This window comes from Paenibacillus sp. EKM301P, assembly GCF_011800295.1.
In the GTDB taxonomy this organism is placed as follows: Bacteria; Bacillota; Bacilli; order Paenibacillales; family Paenibacillaceae; genus Paenibacillus; species Paenibacillus polymyxa.
The window spans coordinates 1-279 of the sequence record NZ_JAALFM010000128.1; the positions used below are offsets into that span (position 1 = coordinate 1).

Sequence of the window (279 nt, forward strand, 5' to 3'; positions counted from 1 at the left end):
CTCCTCGTCGTAGAAACTGGAGTCGATCGCCGCTTCCGTCACGCCGTATGCGTTGATGATCCGGAACAACGAGCCGAAGCGCTCCTGCAAGGTCCGGTAATCCGCCACGCTGCAGCTGTCCGAGCTCGTGATCAACAGCTCCAACCCGCTCATATCCAGCCGCTGCTCGTGCACGTACTCCAGGAACGGCACGATCAGCGCCGGCGTCGATTCGAAGATGGTGACCCGCTCCTGCTCAATCCAATGGTGCAGACGAGACGGATCAATCCGGTCGTCCTT

The 279-nt window shown here is 60.2% G+C and carries 1 protein-coding gene; it reads right to left on the reverse strand.

Features of this window, described 5'->3' with window-relative positions:
- Positions 1-279, reverse strand: a 279-nt coding sequence (locus HFD99_RS25165) for an AMP-binding protein (protein WP_167441091.1), incomplete at both ends; no start/stop codon positions are given.